Origin of the sequence: Limnobaculum eriocheiris (assembly GCF_021010575.1) — a bacterium.
GTDB lineage: Bacteria > Pseudomonadota > Gammaproteobacteria > Enterobacterales > Enterobacteriaceae > Limnobaculum > Limnobaculum eriocheiris.
This window is the reverse complement of the sequence record NZ_JAJNAG010000014.1, coordinates 56,968-79,159: the sequence shown is the minus strand read 5'-3', so window position 1 is coordinate 79,159 and position 22,192 is coordinate 56,968. Positions and strand designations below refer to the sequence as shown.

Here is a 22,192-nt window from a genome sequence, read left to right as displayed (position 1 = left end):
CGTCAGAGTCAAGTGTTAAATCACAGATTTATGCACGGTAACGTCTGAACTGAAGCGGCTGTTGCCGTGCCAGTGGAGGCGCATTATAGGGACTCAGAATCATCTGGCAAGTGCTAATTGATAAAATAATTTTAACCGCTTTATTTTTCGCCACAATGTCGTCATCAACCGGCTATTTGCTGATTAAATGTTCGAATTCCCCGGCAAACTGCTTCACTTTACCCCAGTCGGTATATTCTACGTCTTTACTGCTGTCTGTTTCCCCTTTAGTCATTTTCATAATTAACTGAATCATGACTCTATCTAACCAAGTGTAACGAGGGTAACGTAATGCGCCGGCAAAAACACCACAAAGGGTTGGATGCCACTGGGTGGCCGCCAGATATTTACGGGTATAGCTGTTAGTTTCTGCCGTTTGCTTTTCCACTTTTCGGGCAATCAGCGAAACGGAAACAAATGCGCTCGGCATTTGGTTCAATGCCTGATAATGGCGTTCAACAAACGTTCGAAACTCTTTATGGAAGTGGCCATAGCGAATAGCTGCACCAATCAGAACGCCGTTATAGTCTGCGAAGTTAATTTGCGGTACATCGTCCACATTATACAAATCGACCTGAATATCCTTTTCCCGCAATTCATCGGCAATACTGGAGACAATGGTTTTCGTTTGTCCTTCGCGACTTGAATAAATAAGCAGTGCTTTCATGAGTTATTCCTTTCTTATTTTTTCGTTTCCCGTTATTCACGCCAGAAAATTGGCGTGAGCAGAACCAGGAGCGTAAAGACTTCAAGACGACCAAACATCATGGTCACAATCAGGATCCACTTAGCGGTATCATTAACCTGTGCATAGTGACTGCCAAAATCACCGATTCCAATCCCCACATTGTTTAATGCAGAGATAATACCGGTGAAGGCAGAAAAGGCATCTAACCCGGTAGCCATCAACGCCAGCATGCCAATAATAAACACCAGCGCATAAGCAGAGAAAAAGCCCCAAACCGCTTCAATAACGCGTTCCGGCAAGGCCCGATTCCCCAGCTTAATGGTATATACCGCGTTAGGATGAACCAGACGTTTTAGCTCACGTACACCCTGTAAGAACAGTAACAGTACGCGAATAACTTTAAGCCCACCGCCGGTTGAGCCAGCACAGCCCCCCACAAATGTCGCCATAAGCAACATCACCGGCAAGAATGTCGGCCAGGTGGCGATAGCTTCCGTCGAGGAACCAGTGGTCGTGGTCATGGATATTACATGAAAAAATGATTGATTCAGCGATTCCAGCAGTGAGCCATACACATCCTTTTGCCAGAGCATTAAAGTACAAATAACGATCAGGGCAACCTGAAAGAAGAAGTACATTTTAAATTCCGGATCGCGCCAGTACACCTTAACGCTGCGCCCGCTTAATACCGCAAAGTGCAGGCCAAAGTTACACCCGGAAATAAACAGGAATACCGCCGTAATATTATTAATTAATGAACTGTTATAAAACGCCAGACCGCTTTCATGGGTAGAGAACCCACCGATAGCAACGGTGGAAAAACTGTGCCCAATAGCATCAAAGGGTGTCATACCTGCCGCCCAGAAAGACAGCGCACAGGCGATAGTAATCAATACATAAATGAACCACAGTGTCTTCGCCGTTTCCGCAATTCGCGGTCGCATCTTGCTGTCTTTTAACGGGCCGGGAATCTCCGCCCGATAGAGTTGCATACCACCAACGCCCAACAGCGGTAAAATGGCCACGGCTAATACAATGATACCCATGCCCCCTAACCATTGGATCATCTGACGGTAAAACAGAATGGCTTTAGGCAGACTATCCAATCCAACCAGCGTAGTCGCACCCGTGGTGGTTAATCCGGAGAATGACTCAAAGAACGCATTGGTGATGCTCATGCCCAGCGATTCGGCGAAAATAAACGGTAATGCCCCAACGCTGCCCAGCACCGTCCAGAACAGTACGACAATCAGGAAGCCTTCCCGGGATTTCAGCTCTTTCTTTTGATTGCGATTAGGGAACCACAACAACAGGCCAATAATAATCGCCACAACAAAGGTTTGAGTGAATGCACTACCGGCACCATCACGATAAATCAGTGCAACGATCCCCGGAACTACCATTAATCCGGAAAAGAGGATAACCAAGAGCCCGACAATACGGGTTATTGTGCGAAAGTGCATTCCGGTTCGACCTTTTTCAATAAAAAACCTGAGGATTATTACGTAACCGGAGACAAAAGCAATGTTCCACGGCTGACATCGCGCAATTTACCTGCAATTTGATCAATATGTAATGTTGGTAATGACAATATTAAATGAATTTCTGCACCATAATCAGCGCGCACAATCTCCCCACCCGACTGCTGAACTAAGGTTTCTACCATTGCTAATTGCTGATAATCACACACCAGCAAAAATTCTGACTGAGGTATACGCAATTGAGTGGGTAATATCTTTAACGCCTGTTGAACGCCGTTACCATAAGCCTTAACCAGACCACCGGTACCCAACAAAATACCACCATAATAGCGAACCACTACCGCAACCACTTCACCCACTCCACTTCCCATTAGTTGGGCCAGCATCGGTTTTCCTGCAGTGCCGGATGGTTCACCATCATCAGAAAAACCTAGCTGCTGAGAGTCGTTTGGTGCGCCGGCCACAAACGCCCAACAGTGGTGACGGGCATCCGGGTGCTCATCCCTGATTTGCTGTATAAACAGTTTAGCTTTATCGGCACCTTTTACCGGTGCCAGATAAGTAATAAAGCGGCTCTTTTTAATTTCTTCATTAAACGTCACCGCTTCTGCGGGTATTAAATAGGATTCCATCAGGACAGTTTCAAATCCCGCGTCATATTTTCCACCCGGTCTTTACGGATCACGACGTTATCCTCAATACGAATACCGCCATACGGCCTGAATTTATCAATCCGCAACCAGTTAAAGTTAGAGTTGAACTGGCTATTACGCCATGGGGCTAACAGAGTATCAATAAAATAGAGGCCGGGTTCAATGGTCATCACCATCCCCGGTTCGAGATCTCGCGTGCAGCGCAACGGTGGGTGCCTTTCCGGTGCCGGGCGGTGAGTACCAGTATCATCCTGCATAAATCCGGCAACATCATGAACCTGTAACCCTAACGGATGACCAAGCCCATGAGGGAAGAAGGTGAAACCGATCCCGGTTTCAACAATATCTTCTTCGCTCATGTTTACAATCAGATCGTACTTTTTCAGCAGTTTGGCAACCCGTTGATGCATTTGCAGATGATAATCCACAAAGTTAACCCCCACTTTTAACGTGGCGATCAGCGCCAGCTGTTCAGCATTCATATCTTTTATCAATAAATCAAAATCGCTATCTTTATGTCTGGCATAGGTACGAGTCAGATCGGCAGCATAACCATTATATTCAGCACCGGCGTCAATCAGAAAACTGAAGGATTCAGCCGGAGTAGACTGCTCCAGCTTGGTGTAATGCAACACCGCTGCATGATCGTTTAGGGCAATAATATTATCGTAAGGTACGTTAGTATCCCGATGGCCGGTTGCCGTCAGATAAGCCAGGTTAATATCAAACTCGCTCATATCAGAATAGAACGCATCCCGGGCAGCCTTATGACCATTGATGGCCACTTTTTGCGCTTCACGCATACAAAACAGTTCATAGTCAGTTTTGTATGAACGGTAGTAATGCAGATAGTCGATTACCGGTTTAGGGTTAATGTTTTCCCCTGAAATGCCCAACCACTCCGCTCTGGCAGGATTTGGGCCAATATAACCCACTTTATCCCGCTTTACTGGCAGGTAATGATTAATATCATCAGCCTTTTTCAGCGGTTGGATATCAATATAAGGGGTCCAAAAACTATTTGGTAAAGGTTCAACGCTGTACCAGTAATCAACCGGTGAGTAGAACCAAAGCTTTGGCGTATTAACGCCATCAACCAAAATCCAACAGCTTTGTACCTCAGTAACCGGTACCCATGCCTTAAAATGAGGATTAACTTTAAACGGATAATCTCGATCGTCGAGAAACAGCCGAATCAGTTCACCAGAGTGAATAAGCAAAGCGTCGAGCTGATTCCGTTCTAAAACGGCCTGGGTACGTTGTTGTAATACAGAGAGATGCGCCTGGTATAACGATGCCAACTTTTCCATCAGATCACCCTATTAAAGTTATTAATCCGTCTAATTTTATCACAGCTATAAAAAAGGGGCGCTGAATGCGCCCAATGATTTTCCGATTAAGTGATGCAGAATCAACTATTAATAGGATTCCCGCAGTAAACGAGCCGCCTGCACCATGTTTTCCAGTGATTGCCGGGTCTCCGGCCAGGCGCGGGTTTTTAGACCACAATCCGGATTGACCCACAGGCGTTCTGCCGGAATGCGTTGGGCTGCACGGCGTAATAGTGCCTCAATCCATGCCACACTGGGTACGTTAGGTGAGTGGATATCGTATACCCCCGGCCCAATCTCATTTGGGTATTCAAATGATTCAAACGCGTCTAATAACTCCATATCTGAACGTGATGTTTCAATGGTGATAACATCCGCATCCAGCGCGGTAATAGAGTCCATAATGTCGTTAAATTCGCAGTAACACATATGGGTATGAATTTGGGTTTCATCCTTCACCGAAGAAGCATTCAGGCGGAACGCCTCTGTTGCCCAGTTCAGATAGTTATGCCACTCTGCTTTTTTCAGCGGTAATCCTTCTCTCAGCGCGGGCTCATCAATTTGAATGATGCCAATACCTGCCGCTTCTAAATCACTGACTTCATCACGCAGGGCCAAAGCGATTTGTTTAGCAATCACTTCGCGGCTAACGTCTTCGCGCGGGAATGACCAGCAAAGAATCGTTACCGGGCCGGTTAACATCCCTTTCACCGGTTTTTTAGTCAGCGACTGAGCATAACGCGCCCACTCAACGGTAATGGGTTCCGGGCGGCTGATATCGCCGATAATCACCGGTGGTTTCACACAGCGTGAGCCATAGCTCTGCACCCAACCATTTTGAGTAAACACAAAACCGTCCAGATGTTCGCTGAAATACTCAACCATGTCATTACGTTCTGCTTCACCATGCACCAGCACATCCAGTCCTAAACGCTCCTGCTCAAGTATGGCCTGTCTGATATGTTCACTGATTCCGGTACGGTACTTACCACCATCCAGACGCCCCTGTTTAAAATCAAGACGCAGGCTGCGAATATCGGCTGTCTGTGGGAATGAACCAATGGTGGTAGTTGGCCACAGCGGTAAATTATATTTTGCCCGTTGTAGTTCTGCGCGTTGGTTATAAGGCCGCTGGCGTTGGCTGTCCTGCGGACCTATTTTTGCTAAACGCTGTTCCACCGCGGAATTATGAACTCGAGCAGACTTCTGACGCTGGCGAACCGGTGCACTGTATTCCACCAGTTTTGTCTGTAATGCACGGTCTTCTGCATTATTCAGCGCCTGAGCTAGCAGACTAATTTCACTACATTTTTGCAGCGCAAAAGCAAACCAGCTCTTCACTTCATCATCCAGTCTGGTTTCACGAGCCAGATCGATTGGGCTATACAATAACGAGCAGGAGCCGGAAATCCACAAGGCGCGTTGCCCCACCAACGGGCGTAACTGTTCAAACCAGCGGAATAGGTCTGCCCGCCATACGTTTCGGCCATTAATTACGCCGAGCGAGAGCAGCCAGTCTTGTGGCAAAACCTGATGGAGTTGTTCAATATTATCTTTACCCGCCACTAAGTCGACATGCAGCCCCTGCACCGGTAAATGACGAATGGTTTCTAACTGATGGCTGATTCCGTCAAAATAGGTGGTGAGTAATATTTTCACCTTTCCGGCCAGCGCCTGACAGGCTGACTGACAGGCCTCCAGCCACTCTTTTGGCAGATCCAGTACCAGTACGGGCTCATCAATTTGCACCCACTCGATACCGCGCTCTGCCAGTTTAGCCAGTACCTGCTGGTAAACCGGTAAAATATCCTGTAGCAGCGTCAGGCGATCGAATGATTCACCTTTTACTTTTCCTAACCACAGATAGCTCAGTGGCCCCAACAGCACAGGTTTAATGCGATGCCCTAAAGCAATGGCTTCATCCACTTCATCAAATAATTGATTCCATGCCAGATGAAAACGCTGGCCGCGAACAAACTCTGGCACCATATAGTGATAGTTAGTGTTAAACCATTTGGTCATTTCTGCCGCTACCACTGGCTTACCGGTTGGTGCCCGACCGCGGCCAATACGAAATAGTGTATCAATATCAATAGCGCCATCTTCATTACGATGGCGCTCTGGTACATTACCCAGAAGAAGACTGGTTGCTAATACATGATCGTACCAGGCGAAATCCCCCACCGGCAAAAGATCGATTCCGGCATCACGCTGTTGTTGCCAGTGACGGGCTCTCAGTTCTCGTCCGGTCTCTAACAGACTTTGTCTGTCAATATCGCCATTCCAGTAGCGTTCTAATGATTTTTTTAACTCGCGTTCCACGCCAATACGCGGGAAACCTAAAATGTGACTCTGGATACTCATATCAACCTCATTTAGCCATCTGGATGTTTACACTTCCATGATCGACGAGTATGGTGGGATCCACAAGCGCAACTTTTTCATACAGAGGGTGAAGAATATTCATGATCGAATTAAAGCATCTACGCACACTACAGGCTTTACGTCAGAGCGGCTCTCTGGCCAGCGCTGCAACTCAACTCTATTTAACCCAATCGGCGCTCTCTCATCAGTTGAACGAAATTGAACAGCGTCTTGGGTATCGGCTTTATCTGCGTAAAAGCCAGCCGATTCGTTTTACACCACAGGGTGATATTTTGCTGGAGTTGGCGGATCGGGTATTACCGCAAATTCAGCAGGCGCTACAAAGTTGCAGTGCTCCACCTCAAAATACGCTTCGGCTGGCTATTGAGTGCCATAGCTGCATTCAGTGGCTAACCCCGGCGCTAAATACCTTTCGTCAGATTTATCCTGAAGTTCAAATGGATTTTAAAGCCGGGGTGACGTTTGATCCTCAGCCTGAGCTACAGCAAGGCGAGTTAGATCTGGTGATGACATCCGATATTTTGCCGCGCAGTGGTCTGCACTATTCAGCGCTGTTCGATTTTGAGGTTCGTTTGGTGCTGGCGCCAGTACATCCACTGGCCCTTCTGCAGCAGATTACGCCTGAACATCTGGCTGGTAAAACGCTGCTGATCTATCCTGTTCAGCGCCAGCGTTTAGACATCTGGAAACACTTTCTACAGCCAGCAGCTGTCTCTCCTGCGCTGAAAAGCGTGGATAATACTATGTTGCTGATTCAGATGGTGTCTGCACAAATGGGAGTTGCCGCCCTTCCACACTGGGTGGTTGAGAGTGCCGAAAAACAGGGATTGGTGGTAACAAAACCTTTAGCTGATGGCCTCTGGCGCAGGTTATACGCCGCAGTTAGAGATGGAGAGCAACATCAACCGGCGGTAAAAGCGTTTATTGATATTGCTCATCAGCATGGCAGCAGTCTGCCGTTTGTCAGACTGGCCTGAGTCAGGCTGATTTTCTGACCGTTATCGCGTGAGGAACCACCCACCATTTATGTACCAGCAGGGACGCTACAATAATTCCACCACCAATAATCAATCTGACCCAGTTAACATCATGCTGCCAGAGGGCAAAGTTCACCAGTAATCCCGCCGGAATAAGCGCATTATTCATAATGGCCAGAGTACCGGCATCCACTTGCGTTGCCCCGTAGTTCCACATAAAAAAGCCCAATCCGGAAGCACCAATACCCAACCAGATTAAAATGCCCCACTGTAAACCTGTGGTTGGTAATTTTTCCGAATGGCCAAATATAAACCATGCCACCACGGCAACGCACAACGCACCCAAATAGAACCACGAGAACGCATTTCGTTGTGGCATTGGGTAAACTTCCATTAGTCGCTTATAGCCAACCTGACCAATGGCAAAACAAATATTGGCTCCCTGAATACAGACCAGCCCCAGCCAAAACTGATTGCTTAACTGATCGTAACGAATGACTGCTGCACCGACTACCGCCAACAATGCACTCAATAAATACCCCAAACGCAGGCGATTACCCGCCATCAGGTCATAAATTAACGTGACGTAAACCGGCGTCAAAATGGTGAACAGTAAAACTTCCGGAACGCTGAGATAAAGGAAAGACTGGTAGTAGAACAGGTACATTATACCGAGTTGAAAAGCACCAACGGTCATATACAATAATGCCTGTTTCAAATTTACCTGACGTAACCGCAGGAAAGGCAAGAAGACTAAAAAGGCCAGCACCACCCGCATTAAAACTGCAAACCAGGTATCTACCTGACCGGATAAATAGACGCCAATCAGACTAAAAGAGAATGCCCACAGAACCGTGGTTGCAATCAATAATGGCATGCTTTATTTACCCTCGTTTATATGGTTAAAGAAGGCCAAGTATAGGTTATCGCTGTTTTTGATACCAAACATATTTACTTTACATTTGATTATTAATCAACCAAATAATAATTGAAAATTTCTTATCTCTCCCCATTGACTCTGGAGTAGACTCTAAGGTGTAGAGTAGCTTTATTAAATGATGGGCGAAGGGATATATTTATGCACAATCACAGCCACAACAACATACCATCGGATAAGGCACATACACATACCTCATCCGATGAACATCATCACGATCATGACCATCAGCATGAAAGCTGCTGTAGTCAGTCGGGTGGTTGTTCACAAGATAAAACAGAAACCTTAACCGCACTCTCCAGCGGAAGCACCCGTCTGACATGGCAAGTTTTTGGTATGGACTGCCCAAGTTGTGCTAAAAAAGTAGAGACCGCGGTAAGTCAGGTAGCGGGCGTCGAGCATGCCAAAATCCTGTTCGCTACAGAAAAATTAGTGGTTGATACCAAGCAGACTCAGGATATTGCCCCGCGTATTGAACAAGCTGTAAAAAAAGCAGGCTACTCATTAAGTTCAGGTACCAGCGCTACCCCTGCTGCAAAACCGTCGGTCAAACAACAACGGTTAAAAGAGTACGGCCCACCGGCCATTATGGCTGCGCTGATTTTACTCAGCTGGTTGCTGGAGCTATTTTCCCCTGTATATGGCCGTATCGCCTTTACCATCACCACTATTATTGGGCTGATCCCTATTGGCTTACAGGCCATTCGCCTGACCCGTAGCGGAACCCCGTTCGCGATAGAAACCCTGATGAGCATTTCTGCCATTGGCGCACTGTTTATTGGTGCAACAGAAGAAGCTGCCATGGTGTTAATGCTGTTTATGATTGGTGAATTACTGGAATCATATGCCGCCAATCGCGCTCGTCAGGGAGTATCGGCATTGATGGCACTGCTGCCGGAAGAGGCGGTCCGACTCAGTAACGATGGAACGAGAGAAGTGGTTGCCGCTGCCAGTTTGCGCCCGGGTGATATTATTGAAATCGCGCCGGGGACCCGATTGCCTGTCGATGCCGAATTACAGGCTGCCAGCGCCAGCTTTGATGAAAGTGCGCTAACGGGAGAATCCATTCCGGTAGAACGTTTACAAGGAGAAAAAGTCGCGGCAGGTAGTCTGGCCGTTGATAGCGTCATGCAGTTAAAAGTGCTGTCAGAACCGGGCAACAACGCCATCGACCGAATTCTGACGCTGATTGAAGAAGCCGAAGAACGCCGGGCACCCATTGAACGGTTTATCGATCGCTTTAGTCGCTACTACACTCCGGCCATTATGCTGTTTGCGCTGTTAGTGGTGATTGTTCCACCGTTAATGTTCTCCCAACCGTGGGAAACCTGGATTTATCGTGGCCTGACGCTGCTGTTAATTGGTTGCCCTTGTGCTCTGGTAATTTCCACTCCGGCTGCAATTACCTCGGCGCTGGCGGCGGCAACTCGTCGGGGAGCGCTAATTAAAGGCGGTGCGGCGCTGGAACAGCTGGGAACCATCAATCAAATCGCGTTTGATAAAACCGGTACGCTGACAGAAGGTAAACCTATGGTGACGGATATCATTCCTGTAAATGATATAACCGACGCTCAATTGTTACGTCTGTCTGCGGCAGTAGAGTCTGGCTCCCACCACCCTCTGGCACAGGCCATTATTCGCAAAGCGGAAGAGAGTGGCATTACCTATGCTCAGGCAGAAGATCGCCGGGCAATTGCCGGGGTTGGCGTTCAGGGGAGCGTAGATAATGAAACGATTCTGATTAGCTCCCCGTCTAAACTGGTACACAATGAGCTGTCCGTTGAACAGCAGCAACAAATTACCCAACTGGAAGAGCAGGGAAAAACCGTCGTGGTTGCCCTTAAATCTAATCAGGTTATCGGCTTATTAGCACTGCGCGACACATTACGCACAGATGCCAAACAGGCTCTGGCAGCCTTAAAGCGAATTGGTGTTAATGGCGTCATGCTAACGGGAGATAACCCGCGCGCAGCAGCGGCTATCGCTCAGGAACTCAATATTGAATATGAAGCCAGTCTGTTACCAGAAGACAAAGTCACCGCAGTTATTGCTCTGAATAAAGAGCAACCAACGGCAATGGTGGGAGATGGTATTAATGACGCACCGGCAATGAAATCCTCCACCATCGGCATAGCCATGGGCGGCGGTACCGACGTGGCTTTGGAAACCGCCGATGCCGCACTAACCCATAACCGGCTGATTGGCCTGACAGATATGATTGTACTCTCCCGGGCCACTCGTAAGATTATTCGTCAAAATATTACTATCGCTCTTGGCCTGAAAGCCATTTTTCTGGTCACCAGCCTGATCGGCTTAACCGGCCTGTGGTTGGCCGTTCTGGCAGACTCCGGCGCCACCGCACTGGTTACCGCTAACTCACTGAGATTACTGCGAAAGAGAAAGGAAGAGACGGAAGGTTAAATTTTGAGATTTTAATACAATGAAGTTGTCCCTTGCCCTTCTTAATAGAGCACTGGAATCCAGCCAACAACTGAGAGAGGGTAGCACGCCTGACATGGATGTCAGGCGAGGCGCTGCTTCGCCGGGAGCGAATCAGCGCCGGTGCGTAAGCCCGAGCGAAGGCGGAGGGAAGTCGCCGCCAGGCGATCTGGATTCGGGTGCGAAGGCGCGGGGTGCAGGGGGCGTTCGCCTTTAAACGCCCCCTGCTCGGCCGCCGCACAATAGTCAGTCCGAGCATCACAACATTAGCGGACGAAACTTATTCAGCATTAAATTCAATTTTCAATAAAAATCCAATCAGAGTTTAAAACAACTCGCCCCTTCCTCTGCCCCCGAAATCTGCGCTCTCAGCGCCGAAAACAGTTCCCGGCCCATACCTACATGCGAATCAGAAAGATCCGGCTGCACAACTTCACGGCTCGCCAGCTCCGCTTCATCTACCAGCAGATTAATTTGCCCGGTGGTACCATCAACCTGAATCAGGTCACCATCCCGTACTTTAGCCAGTAATCCACCTACGTAGGCTTCAGGAGTAATATGAATCGCTGCCGGAACCTTACCGGAAGCGCCCGACAGACGACCATCGGTCACCAACGCAACTTTATAACCGCGATCCATTAACACACCCAGCGGTGGCATCAACTTATGCAGCTCTGGCATACCAATGGCTTTTGGCCCCTGAAAACGCACAACTACGATACAATCGCGATCTAATTTACCGGCCTCAAACGCGGCATCAATATCATACTGACTTTCAAAGACTACCGCCGGAGCAGTAATAACCTGACGATCTTCAGGTACTGCGGAGGTTTTCATAACTGCACGGCCTAAATTACCGGACAGAACTTTCGTACCACCATGCTTCACAAACGGCGCTTCTAACGTAGAGATAACATCCGGATCCAGTGACGCATGTGGGCCATCACGATAAACTAATTCACCATTCTCAAGGAACGGCTCCTGAGTGTAGCGATGTAAACCAAAACCGGCGACCGTATGCACATCTTCATGCAGCAATCCACCTTTCAGCAATTCACGAACCAGCAGAGAAACACCACCGGCTGCCTGAAAATAGTTAATATCCCCCGGGCCATTAGGATAAATCCGGCACAGTAATGGCACGACTTCCGACAGTTCAGAGAAATCATCCCAGGTAATAGTAATACCGGCCGCCTTCGCCATCGCCACCAAATGCATCGTGTGATTTGTTGAACCACCAGTCGCCAACAGCGCCACAATACCGTTAACCACCACCTTCTCATCAACCAGACAACCAACCGGCAAATAATTACCGGAAGACTCGGTCATACGCGTCACCTGACGCGCCGCCGTTTCGGTCAATACATCGCGTAATGGGATATCCGGATAAACAAAAGAGGAGCCGGGTAAATGCAAGCCCATCACTTCCATAACCATCTGATTTGAATTCGCTGTGCCATAGAATGTACAGGTACCGGCGGAATGATAGGAGTTGGCTTCCGACTCCAGCAGGGCATCGCGACCAACTTTGCCTTCGGCATACAGCTGGCGCACGCGCACTTTCTCTTTATTTGAAGTACCGGTGCGCATTGGACCTGCGGGAACAAACACGGAAGGCAGATGGCCAAATGACATAGCCGCAATAAATAGCCCCGGTACGATTTTGTCACAAACCCCCAGATACAAGGCACCATCAAACATATTGTGAGACAGACCGATAGCCGCAGACATCGCAATCAAATCACGACTTAACAGCGAGAGCTCCATACCGTCTTGCCCTTGAGTCACGCCGTCACACATGGCCGGAACACCACCGGCAACCTGACCAACGGCACCTACGGCATGAAGAGCATTTTTAATACGTTCAGGATAATGTTCATAAGGCTGGTGAGCAGAAAGCATATCGTTATAAGAGGTAATAATGCCGATATTACTTTTCACCATGTTTTTTAAGGAGGATTTATCATCTGGCGAACAGGCAGCAAAACCATGGGCAAGATTGCCGCATGAGAGTTGTGAACGGTGTACAGTTTTAGTTTTGGCCGCATCGATTCTGGCCAGATAGCGGGCCCGGTCTGCCTGAGAGCGAGCAATAATTTTCTGAGTAACGCGTTCAACGGTAGGATTCATGTGATGTCCTCACTTCTTATCTAAGTGTATAAATAGTGATATTCAAAAAAATAACGCTATTACATGCCGAAGAGAAATAAGCTGAACACCAAATTAAACGAATAATGCTTATTGCCAATCAATGACCAATAGCGCAATGACTATTAATTTAAATCTTAAATAAGCAGTAAATTATCTGAATAACAGAAAATATATTATTGCTGCTTATTTAAAATCTAAACAGATTCAGGTTATGACCAGTCGCCTCTATTTTCGCTCGTGATTATTGCTGTTTTTTCACCTCTCATTACTACTTTGCTTCTACTACGCGATCACTATATACTTAAATGATACCGGTAACAATTCATTTTTTCCTTCAACTTTACTCGATTCAGCTTAAGTCGGGGTCATTTTTGTGACAAAAATCACATTTATATCAAAGATGTTATCTGCCGGGTGAATCTTGTCGATTCAGAGGTATGACATGTAGCTGGATATAATGACTTATCATTTGTCAGCAAACGATAAAAACACTTTTATTTAACATTTAGATAAGAGAAGAATAATCAGATATTAATAAATACTTTCATTCAAAATAAAAATTAAGTCCGCTTAAAGTAAATAGTATATTATCCATGTTGTAATTAATTCACGTTATATCAGGAAATGATAAACAACACAAAACCGCCTGATAATATTGTGGGGAAGTGATTAATTGATATGCTGAAATCGCCACGGGCGTATGCACCCTGCGTTTTCTTTGTTAAACTAAACCCTTGGCGGTTTACTATTTAATCAGTTGAAAATGAAGAAAAAAAGACCCGGACTTCAGGATGTAGCAAATCAGGTTGGTGTGACTAAAATGACCATCAGCCGTTATCTGCGCGATCCGTCGCAAGTTTCAGCTATGCTGCGCGGTAAAATTGCCGTAGCGCTGGATGAATTAGGCTACATTCCAAATCGGGCACCAGAAATTCTGTCTAACGCTACCAGTAAAGCCATTGGTGTTTTGCTGCCGTCGTTAACTAACCAGGTTTTTGCAGAGGTTTTGCGCGGCATTGAAAGCGTGACCGATTCTCACGGTTACCAAACGATGTTGGCTCACTATGGCTATCGGCCTGAACGAGAGGAAATGCGTTTAACCTCACTGCTTTCTTACAATATTGACGGATTAATTCTTTCCGAACGTACCCATACCGAACGAACGCGCAAAATGATTGAAGTGGCTGGTATCCCGGTCATCGAAATTATGGATAGCGCCTCCCCTTGTATCGATCTTGCCGTTGGTTTTAATAACCATGATGCCGCTTACCAGATGACCAAAGAGATTCTGCAAAACGGACATCTGCATACTGTCTATCTCGGAGCCCGGCAGGACGAACGTACCGTTATCAAAATGCAAGGGTATGAGCAGGCTATGCGTGAGTTTGGGCTGGAGCCTCGTAGTGTATGTACCGACCGCTCGTCATCCTATAGCCTGGGCTGTGAACTTCTGAAAGAGGCATTTCAACGTTATCCTGAAACCGACAGCATATTTTGTACTAACGACGATATTGCCATTGGTGCCGCTTTTGAGTGTCAACGTTTAGGATTAAGTATTCCGAACGATATCGCTATTGCCGGTTTCCATGGCCATGACATTGGTCAGTCAATGGAGCCTAAACTGACCAGCGTGCTGACTCCCCGAGAAAAGATGGGGCAAGTGGCCGCAGAGAGACTTCTTGCCCGTTTACGGGGAGAGACCGTAAAGCCCAAAATGCTTGATTTGGGCTTTAAGATACTGCACGGCGGCAGCATCTGAGATAATTAACGGAATTTAACACCCGCCTGACGCAATGCTTCAGTACCACGATTAACGACTTCATCGAAGTCAGCATCAATATCAATACATAATACGTCCGGCTCATCGGCGCCTGGTTCTTCCAGCGCGTCGAACTGGGTTTTTAGCAGTTCAGTCGGCATATAGTGACCAGCGCGAGCTTTCAAACGCTCGAGAATGACATCAAAGTTGCCTTTCATGTAAAGGAACAGCATCTCTGGATTTCCTTCACGCAGTTTATCGCGATAGCGGCGTTTTAGTGCGGAACATACAATGATACCAACCTCGTTTTTATGACGCAGGCTGTATGCCGCATCATTTAAGCGCTCCAACCATGGCGCACGATCGTCATCATTCAGAGGATTACCACCAGCCATTTTCTGGATATTGGCTTTTGGATGCAGATCGTCTCCATCAATAAATTTGGCACCTAACTTTCTGGCTACTGCCGAACCAACGCTGGACTTACCGCAGCCTGACACACCCATAAGAATTATGCTTTGTCCTGTCATAAGTTTGATCTCTATCTCAAAATGAACATTTAGGCCTTCACTATAGTTCCCTATGCTATCACGTTACCGGTACCATGATACCGGTAACAAACAAAGATGTGATAAATATCACAAAGAGAAAACAAGGCAATAATCACAAATATTGCAGACAAAAAATAGAAATATGACGCTATCTTCTGGAAAAAAGTCATATTCCTATACTAACCTAAAATAGTCATCATTAGGTTTATACGGTACATACATCGGAGAATTATTATGCCATTAGTGATCGTAGTCATTGGCGTAGCCCTACTACTGCTACTGATGATCCGTTGCAAGTTGAACGGTTTCATTTCACTGATACTGGTTTCGCTGGTCGTTGGCCTGGCACTGGGTTACACAACTCAGGGCGCATTCAACGTTAACGGCGTTATCGTTTCAATTAAAAATGGTGTCGGCGGGACGCTGGGAAGTTTGGCTTTAATCATGGGCTTTGGTGCCATGTTAGGCAAATTACTGGCGGACTGTGGCGGCGCTCAACGCATCGCAACTACCCTGATTGCAAAATTTGGTAGAGAGCGTATTCAGTGGGCTATCGTACTGACAGGTTTCGTTGTTGGCTTCGCCCTGTTCTATGAAGTCGGCTTCGTGCTGTTATTACCTTTAGTCTTCACTATCGCAGCATCGGCACGTATCCCTCTTCTGTTCATTGGTGTACCAATGGCAGCAGCGTTATCCGTAACCCATGCGCTGTTACCACCACACCCGGGCCCAACGGCTATCGCCATTCTGTTTAAAGCAGATATGGGTAAAACCCTGCTGTTCGGTACATTAATCGCTATCCCTACCGTTATTCTGGCGGGTCCGGTGTATGCTCGCTTCCTGAAAGGCATTGATAAGCCCGTTCCGGAAGGCCTGCATAACCCTAAAGTGTTCACCGAAAGCGAAATGCCAAGCTTTGGCGTTAGCGTAGCAACGACATTAGTACCGGTTATTTTAATGGCTGGTCGTGCTGTTGCTGAAATGACACTGCCAAAAGGCCATGCGATTCTGCCTTATGCTGAATTCCTTGGCGACCCGGTAATGGCAACCATGATTGCCGTATTAATTGCAATCTTCACCTTTGGTCTGAACCGTGGTCGTTCAATGGATCAGATTATGGGTACTATCGGTGACTCCATCAAAATCATTGCCATGATGCTGATGATTATCGGTGGTGGCGGTGCCTTCAAACAAATTCTGGTTGATGGTGGCGTAGCAAAATATATTGAAACTCTGATGGCTGGCAGCACCCTGTCTCCACTGTTAATGGGTTGGGCAATTGCCGCAGCGCTGCGTTTAGCTCTGGGTTCAGCAACCGTAGCGGCAATGACCGCTGGTGGTATCGTTGCACCTCTGCTGACCATCTCTGGCGTTAGCCCGGAACTGATGGTATTAGCCGTTGGTTCAGGTAGCGTAATCTTCTCTCACGTAAACGATCCTGGTTTCTGGTTGTTTAAAGAGTACTTCAACCTGACTATCGCTGAAACAATGAAGTCATGGTCAGTACTGGAAACTATCATCTCCGTGTGTGGCCTGATTGGTTGTCTGCTGTTGAGCTCCGTTATCTAATTCAGATAATCATCAATCTGAATGCTAAAAAGCCGGTCTGGATAACAGACCGGCTTTTTTAATTGCAATTAGTTATGTCGTTATACATCAAAAACTACTGCCGACAGCCAGATAAGCCCTTTAACATCTTCTGGGGCGGCAACCGTGCGCAGAAAACGATCTGCCGGGGTAACGCGATTTACTCGGGCATCAGAATATTTCATCAGATCGATTTCTCCCTGTAGTGGCATCGTAACGCCGCGTTTTGCCCGCTGGGTCAATATCGTAGAGGTTCCTTTATGGCTCCATGAATAGTCAGGGAAAGAGCCTGCGCCATAGCGATCTAAGATGATATACCCTATTTCATGAGCCGCGGTTATTTTAAAACTCAATTCACAGAAGCGATTCAAATTAGTCTGGCGAGTAATATGTTTACCGTAGAACCCCTGATTATAAAAGATTCTGCGAAACCCCTTCAGACTGGTAGAACGGCCAAAGCGTTCAGATAACGACCGAATTAATTTGAAGTCAGGCATGCCGGGTTGAGTATGCCTGTCTGCTGTTACTGTTACGCTAAACAACCCCTGTTCAATCAGAATACCGTCACCAATATCACCTGCCCTATGACCATTTCGGGACCAGTAAAACTCAACGCCTTCACAAGCCATTACCGCCAGCGTGGAATAATCAGGGCAAGGAAAACCTCCCCCTCGCCCTCTGAAACCACCATCGGAAAAACTGAGGCGCATCAGTACATCAACCCGACGATTTATTCGGTCAACCTGCACATCAACCCAATGCACATGCCGTGCTTTTCCCTGAAATGAATATTCAGTGGTAAAACACTCAGAAGCACGGGAAGCCACCAGCTGCAGACGGAGATCCGAGCGTTTGAGAATTTGTGTATCCAGTATCCCGCTATCGCTATAACCATCCCAGTACCACAGATGACAGCCTGGCGACAAAAAACGGCTGGTATCCTGTTCGTGATATACCAATCGATCGCCTGCCATAATCTCTAATGATAGAGAGTCAGCGGCGATACCCTTATTTTCAATACAGAAACCTACTTCTTCCCGCTCGGTTACATCAGTCCGGGAAAAAGCAGGAATATTCAGAGGTGTGATAGCACGGGGATTGGCAAGCCTGATGTGATAGTTCGGTAAAAGCATCGAACTATCATTTCGCATGGTAAACGTATCCATCAGGCGGGTGCCATACTGAAATCAGTAAAAACGAGAGGTAATCAGATGCAATCCAAAACCAGCAAACAGTGCTCCAGCGATACCATCAATCCACCTGGCGGCGCGCTGATAACCGCGACGCATCACCGGTAGAGCAAAAATAAACGCAACCAGGGTAAACCAAATCAGCGTTTCGACTGCGATCAGAGCAAACAATCCCCAGCGCGTACTGCTGGCAATATCGTCACCTACAAATACGGAAAATACACTACCAAAATAGACCAGTACTTTTGGGTTGGACAGATTGGTAAATAGCCCCCGCAGAAAAGCGTGACTATGGAGGGGCGTGTTTTCAGACTCTGCAAAAGTATCATGTGACTGTGGCTGAGACTGACTAAACGCCGATCGTAACAGACAGAACCCCATCCAGCACAAATAAGCACCACCGCAGATAACAATCAGGCTATGCAACCAGGCCATCTGTTGCAGCAGAATATGCAGCCCTAATAACGCGATAGCAGCCCATACCATAATGCCGCTCATAATACCGATTGCGGCATACACTGCTTCACGTCGTGAGCGGCTAACGGCCGTTTGCGACACGAAAAAGAAGTCGGGCCCCGGTGAGGCCAGCGCCACCAGTTGGACCACTGCAACGGTTAAAAATAGCGTCATGGAAGTTCTCTTTAATCTTCAGAAAAACGGGATATTGAAATAACGGAAAATAACAGCAGTGGCAATCAATCCCCCTGCTGTCTGGTAGTTTATTGTACTCTTCCACCCAAAAGATAACAGTCTGGCATTATTGGATTTTCGTCATCTCACCACGGCGGCAATCCTGCCAGGTCACACCCGCATTACTCATCAACGTATACAGATAGTCAACCGAAGCAGGCGCTTTAGTATGCACGTCATGGAAAAGAATAATGCCTTTGCGCCAGAGTAACATTAGCGTGAGAACGCGATCGCTGGCCTGTTGCGTACTCACTTTTTGGCTCCAGTCCTGAGAATCAATATTCCATAACACTACCGGGATCTGATATTGGCGGAAAAAAGCGCCGCTATCTGCCCGACGCTGGCCATAAGGAGGGCGGAAGCTAAGCGCATAGCTATTAGGAATAGTTTTACTAATCAGGTTTAAACTTTCTAATACCGAATTTTGCCAATCTGCCCAACTGGCGTGTGATTTATGCTGCCAGCCGTGAGAACCAACGCATTGACCCTGATACAAATCCATCAATTGCTCTTTGGACTGCTGTTGTAAACGACGCTGAAAACTTTCTCCCAAAACGAAGAAATAGGCATGTAGTTGATGTCGATTAAGGGTATCTATCAGTTGAACGGTGCTACCATTCTCCGGGCTGGGGCCATCATCAAAGGTCAAAACGAACTGGCGGTCAGCAAAACTTTCTCCCGTCACTTCATTATCAGAGAAAGTCGAAATTTCACTGCTGGTTTTAGGAAACAGAGCCGCCAACCGCAGTTGCTCAACCACATAGGTGCGATGAAAGGCCATGCGAACGGGAGATACATTAGCCTGCTGAACTAACTGGCGAAATTTATCAACGGTCAGATCCTCAATAACGCGCCTCTCAATGCTCTGAGCAGAAGAGGTACTGGCTAACCGGTAGCTTTTAGCCAGCCGTTGCCAAAAACTCTGACGAATCTTATTCATCGATTTAATATCAATTCGTTTAGCGGGCAAGGATAACGTTTCAGGCAGCTGTGACTCTGGTATTGATTCGCTCTCCAGCAATGCTTTAGCAAACGCTAAGATCTCTAACTGAGATGCCCGGTCAAAGCTGGCGCTATCGGTAATCTCAGCGTCAGATAGCTGGCTGCGATCGATAACCGCCATTGACTGAGGCCCTGCGGCCATCAGATTAAAACTGAGTAACCCAATGAGCAAAATAAGTTTTTTCATGCAAACACCTTTAATCAGGGCTGACTAAATGATCGCGTATTAGCGTCAGGAAAGCCTGACCAAAACGCTCCAGCTTGCGATAACCGACGCCATTAACTGATAACAATTCACTTTCGCGAGTTGGCTGTTGTTCTGCCATCTCCAACAATGTTGCATCGTTAAATACCACATAGGGAGGAATATTCTCTTCATCAGCAATAGATTTGCGCAGCTTACGCAGTTTAGCAAATAGCTTGCGATCGTAATTACCGGCAAAGCTTTTGGTTGCTGTACTGCTGCGTGATTTGAGATTTAACAGCCTTGGCACCGCCAACTGTAAAGGATGCTCACCGCGTAAAACGGGGCGAGCGGCTTCGGTCAATTGAAGCGCAGAGAATTGGGCAATGTTTTGCGTCAAAAGCCCCAGATGGATCAGTTGGCGTAATACGCTAATCCAGTGCTCATGGCTCTGATCTTTGCCGATGCCATATACCGGCAGCTTATCATGGCCAAACTCACGAATTCGGGTATTGTTTGCACCACGTAAAATTTCAGCAATATAACCCACACCAAAACGTTGCCCTACCCGATAAACGCAGGAGAGGGCTTTCTGTGCGTCTACTAAACCATCATATTGTTTAGGAGGATCGAGGCAAATATCGCAGTTACCACAAGGCTGCTGTTTGCTTTCGCCAAAGTAGTTAAGCAATACCAGACGGCGGCAGGTTTGCGCCTCAGCAAATGCATTCATGGCATTCAGCTTATGACGTTCAATATCCTGCAATGCGCCCTGAGGTTTTTCATCCAGACAACGACGCAGCCAGGCCATATCCGCCGGATCATAAAACAATACCGCTTCTGCCGGTAAACCATCACGACCTGCACGCCCGGTTTCCTGATAGTAAGATTCTATATTGCGGGGAATATCAAAATGCACCACAAAGCGCACATTAGGTTTATTGATACCCATGCCAAAAGCCACTGTGGCTACCACAATTTGCAGATCGTCCCGCTGAAAGGCTTCCTGCACCCGTTCCCGACTCTCATTGTCCATACCGGCATGATAAGCGGCAACGCTAAGGCCTTTGACTTTAAGCCTGCTGGCTGCATCTTCCACTTTTTTACGGCTATTGCAGTAAATAATGCCGCTTTTACCGCGCTGCTCCTGAACAAAACGTTGTAGCTGATCGGTTGGCTTAAACTTTTCTATCAGGGTATAGCGAATATTAGGGCGATCAAAACTGCTAATATGAATCAGAGGATCGCGCAAATCCAGCAGGCGAATAATATCCTGACGTGTGGTTTCATCCGCCGTGGCGGTCAGGGCAATAAATGGCAGATCGGGAAAATGCTGTCGTATAGAACCAAGGGCACGGTATTCAGGGCGGAAATCATGCCCCCATTGAGAAATACAGTGGGCTTCATCCACTGCCAGCAACGTTGGATTCCAACCGTTAAGTTGCTCAAGGAAGTTATCCATCATCAGCCGTTCAGGCGCAACATACAGCAGCTTAATTTGCCCGGATCGGCAGGCGGCGATCACATCATACTGCTGCTCACGAGTCTGGCTGGAGTTAAGGCAACCGGCAGCGACACCATTAGCACGCAGCTGATCGACCTGATCTTTCATCAGGGAAATTAGCGGAGACACCACCAATGTCATTCCGCCCAGCAGCAACGCCGGTAACTGATAACATAATGATTTACCACCGCCGGTTGGCATCACTACCAGACAGTCACGACCAGACACCGCTTCGCGGACAATCTCCTGCTGCCCGGGACGAAACTGATGATAGCCAAAGGTGTCGCGTAATACCTGTGCGGCTAAAGGTTCTGTATTAATAACGACCGCAGTTGACACCTTAATCCCCTGTTACTTTTATTGGGAGGTATTTTAGGCTCATTCATGCCGTTTGTCGTCCCTCGAAAAGGGAAAAAGGGTAGATAACTGATAAAAGACAGGGTATCTCGCAATCTTTAGTGCAAACGTCCTCTTTTCCTGCAAATGCCTCGATATATACTGGTTTTTATCCCTGTAAAAATAAGGGATATCATCAGCAACGCGCCTATTCTCTCACCCGATATTAATTAAGTATTTCCCCTTATTTATAGCCTGTTTATCCTATAACTTGTGTTAATTTCAGACGTAAAGAAGTATCAAAATGG

At 47.2% G+C, this 22,192-nt stretch carries 17 protein-coding genes; 5 read left to right on the top strand and 12 right to left on the bottom strand.

All coding sequences use genetic code 11. The features are described 5' to 3' along the window. Window positions 1-172 precede the first annotated feature (172 nt). From hemG to metE, 5 genes are all read right to left on the bottom strand, one after another. Window positions 173-706, bottom strand: coding sequence for a menaquinone-dependent protoporphyrinogen IX dehydrogenase (gene hemG, locus LPW36_RS08495; RefSeq protein WP_230609190.1), 534 nt, complete (start codon window positions 704-706; stop codon window positions 173-175). Window positions 707-738: 32 nt separating this feature from the next. Next, a complete protein-coding gene (gene trkH, locus LPW36_RS08490) occupies window positions 739-2,190 on the bottom strand; it encodes a Trk system potassium transporter TrkH (protein WP_230609186.1) in 1,452 nt (483 codons plus the stop codon). 38 nt (window positions 2,191-2,228) lie between these two features. Beyond that, window positions 2,229-2,840 (bottom strand): IMPACT family protein, encoded by a 612-nt coding sequence (locus tag LPW36_RS08485; protein WP_230609183.1) that lies wholly within the window; start codon window positions 2,838-2,840, stop codon window positions 2,229-2,231. After that, window positions 2,840-4,171, bottom strand: coding sequence for a Xaa-Pro dipeptidase (gene pepQ, locus LPW36_RS08480; protein ID WP_230609181.1), 1,332 nt, complete (start codon window positions 4,169-4,171; stop codon window positions 2,840-2,842). The genes LPW36_RS08485 and pepQ overlap by 1 nt, the downstream gene beginning before the upstream one ends. Before the next feature lie 108 nt (window positions 4,172-4,279). After that, the gene (metE, locus tag LPW36_RS08475) at window positions 4,280-6,556 is read right to left on the bottom strand and encodes a 5-methyltetrahydropteroyltriglutamate--homocysteine S-methyltransferase (RefSeq protein WP_230609178.1); all 2,277 of its coding nucleotides are present in this window, start codon (window positions 6,554-6,556) and stop codon (window positions 4,280-4,282) included. 101 nt (window positions 6,557-6,657) lie between these two features. Between metE and metR the strand changes: the two genes are divergently transcribed. Then, window positions 6,658-7,554, top strand: coding sequence for an HTH-type transcriptional regulator MetR (gene metR, locus LPW36_RS08470; RefSeq protein ID WP_230609176.1), 897 nt, complete (start codon window positions 6,658-6,660; stop codon window positions 7,552-7,554). Between the two features lies 1 nt (window position 7,555). Here metR and LPW36_RS08465 read toward each other — a convergent pair whose 3' ends face one another. Next, window positions 7,556-8,431 (bottom strand): carboxylate/amino acid/amine transporter, encoded by an 876-nt coding sequence (locus LPW36_RS08465; RefSeq protein ID WP_230609173.1) that lies wholly within the window; start codon window positions 8,429-8,431, stop codon window positions 7,556-7,558. A 201-nt stretch (window positions 8,432-8,632) separates the two neighbouring features. On the opposite strand from LPW36_RS08465, the gene LPW36_RS08460 reads away from it, so the two are divergent. Together LPW36_RS08460 and LPW36_RS08455 are read left to right on the top strand one after the other, a co-directional pair. Further along, entirely contained in the window at window positions 8,633-10,912 is a 2,280-nt protein-coding gene (locus LPW36_RS08460; protein WP_230609171.1) for a zinc/cadmium/mercury/lead-transporting ATPase, read from the top strand. A 19-nt stretch (window positions 10,913-10,931) separates the two neighbouring features. Next, window positions 10,932-11,147 (top strand): hypothetical protein, encoded by a 216-nt coding sequence (locus tag LPW36_RS08455; RefSeq protein ID WP_230609169.1) that lies wholly within the window; start codon window positions 10,932-10,934, stop codon window positions 11,145-11,147. Between the two features lie 101 nt (window positions 11,148-11,248). Here LPW36_RS08455 and edd read toward each other — a convergent pair whose 3' ends face one another. Next, complete coding sequence (gene edd / locus LPW36_RS08450) at window positions 11,249-13,060, bottom strand: phosphogluconate dehydratase (RefSeq protein ID WP_230609166.1); 1,812 nt, start codon at window positions 13,058-13,060, stop codon at window positions 11,249-11,251. A gap of 784 nt (window positions 13,061-13,844) precedes the next feature. On the opposite strand from edd, the gene gntR reads away from it, so the two are divergent. Next, on the top strand, window positions 13,845-14,840 hold the full coding sequence (gene gntR, locus LPW36_RS08445; RefSeq protein WP_230609164.1) for a gluconate operon transcriptional repressor GntR: 996 nt from the start codon (window positions 13,845-13,847) through the stop codon (window positions 14,838-14,840). A gap of 5 nt (window positions 14,841-14,845) precedes the next feature. On the opposite strand, the gene LPW36_RS08440 is transcribed toward gntR, so the two are convergent. Next, on the bottom strand, window positions 14,846-15,370 hold the full coding sequence (locus LPW36_RS08440) for a gluconokinase (protein WP_230609161.1): 525 nt from the start codon (window positions 15,368-15,370) through the stop codon (window positions 14,846-14,848). Between the two features lie 255 nt (window positions 15,371-15,625). Between LPW36_RS08440 and gntT the strand changes: the two genes are divergently transcribed. Next, the gene (gene gntT, locus LPW36_RS08435) at window positions 15,626-16,960 is read left to right on the top strand and encodes a gluconate transporter (protein WP_230609157.1); all 1,335 of its coding nucleotides are present in this window, start codon (window positions 15,626-15,628) and stop codon (window positions 16,958-16,960) included. Window positions 16,961-17,040: 80 nt separating this feature from the next. Here gntT and LPW36_RS08430 read toward each other — a convergent pair whose 3' ends face one another. The 4 genes from LPW36_RS08430 to recQ all read right to left on the bottom strand — a co-directional run bounded on the left by LPW36_RS08430 (window position 17,041) and on the right by recQ (window position 21,887). After that, window positions 17,041-18,129 carry a hypothetical protein gene (locus LPW36_RS08430; RefSeq protein ID WP_230609155.1) on the bottom strand — a complete coding sequence of 363 codons (1,089 nt, stop codon included), beginning with the start codon at window positions 18,127-18,129 and terminating at the stop codon, window positions 17,041-17,043. Window positions 18,130-18,165: 36 nt separating this feature from the next. Next, window positions 18,166-18,798, bottom strand: a complete 633-nt coding sequence (gene rhtC, locus LPW36_RS08425) for a threonine export protein RhtC (RefSeq protein ID WP_230609152.1) — start codon at window positions 18,796-18,798, stop codon at window positions 18,166-18,168. A gap of 127 nt (window positions 18,799-18,925) precedes the next feature. After that, window positions 18,926-20,047 (bottom strand): polysaccharide deacetylase family protein, encoded by a 1,122-nt coding sequence (locus tag LPW36_RS08420; protein WP_230609150.1) that lies wholly within the window; start codon window positions 20,045-20,047, stop codon window positions 18,926-18,928. A 10-nt stretch (window positions 20,048-20,057) separates the two neighbouring features. Beyond that, on the bottom strand, window positions 20,058-21,887 hold the full coding sequence (gene recQ, locus LPW36_RS08415; protein ID WP_230609148.1) for an ATP-dependent DNA helicase RecQ: 1,830 nt from the start codon (window positions 21,885-21,887) through the stop codon (window positions 20,058-20,060). Window positions 21,888-22,192: the final 305 nt, after the last annotated feature.